The organism is Vibrio sp. 1731, from assembly GCF_033339955.1.
Taxonomy (GTDB): domain Bacteria; phylum Pseudomonadota; class Gammaproteobacteria; order Enterobacterales; family Vibrionaceae; genus Vibrio; species Vibrio alginolyticus.
This window is the reverse complement of sequence record NZ_JAWOVO010000178.1, coordinates 1-1,030: the sequence shown is the minus strand read 5'-3', so window position 1 is coordinate 1,030 and position 1,030 is coordinate 1. Positions and strand designations below refer to the sequence as shown.

General features: G+C 47.1%; 2 protein-coding genes. Both read left to right on the top strand.

Annotation, left to right across the window (positions count from 1 at the left end):
- Positions 1-547, top strand: a 547-nt coding sequence (locus tag R7035_RS26060) for a DUF4344 domain-containing metallopeptidase (RefSeq protein ID WP_318146428.1), incomplete at its 5' end; no start/stop codon positions are given.
- A gap of 1 nt (position 548) precedes the next feature.
- Positions 549-935, top strand: a complete 387-nt coding sequence (locus R7035_RS26055; RefSeq protein WP_015312742.1) for a thiol-disulfide oxidoreductase DCC family protein — start codon at positions 549-551, stop codon at positions 933-935.
- Positions 936-1,030 lie beyond the last annotated feature (95 nt).

Here is a 1,030-nt window from a genome sequence, read left to right as displayed (position 1 = left end):
GCTCAATTACTTCTCCAACAACCAATATGAAGATCGCTACGGAAAATCGCCAACGACTGGTGCATTAGATACCTTATTACACACTTTGCTGCATGAAGCTGGGCATGCGTACATCGAGGATCAAAGCATCCCTGTGTTGGGGAAAGAAGAAGATGCCGTTGACAATTTCGCCACTATTTTACTGATCGACTATTTAGACGATGGCGCCGATATGGCCATCAGTGCCGCCGACATGTTTGCGTTTGAGTCCGATGACAGACCCGACTATTACGATTTCGGCGAGTACATTGACGAACACAGTTTTGACCTACAGCGTTACTTCTCCACTTTGTGCTTGGTGTATGGCAGCGATCCTGAACAGTACAAATCGTTACTCGACGAAGTTGAAAAAGACTACCTTCGAGATCGCAAAGACTTCTGCCAATACAATTACGAAAACATTCGCACTAACTGGCAGCACTACCTGCAGCACAATGAACCCAAAGAAGCATCGCCACGTAAAAGCAGCGAGAAACCATCAAGCAGCCCCAATGCAATGACGAATTGATATGACTAAACTGACTATTTTCTACGACGGCACTTGCCCACTGTGCGCCAAAGAGATGAAGGCATTACGCCAACACGATCATAAGCAAGAGATAAACACCGTTGATATTTACAGCGACGCTTTTTCGGCCTATCCGCAAATCGACCCTGATCGTGCCAACACCATTCTGCATGCCTTGGACAACCACGGAAATTTACTCCTCGGGCTGGATGTGACCTACCGAGCTTGGCAACTTGTTGGACGAGGTTGGTTGTATGCACCACTGCGCTGGCCACTCATCAGACCTGTTGCGGACTGGCTTTATCTGCGCTTCGCCCAAAATAGGTATCGCATCTCATATTGGTTAACGGGCACTTCTCGTTGTAATTCTGGCCGCTGCTCTCGGTAATTGTGATCACGCTTGAAAATGTTAATACGCTCGCGATAAATCGTGCATTTCCAGTACTTCTCTCCTACTAAGTCGGTTAATCTGCAATCACTACA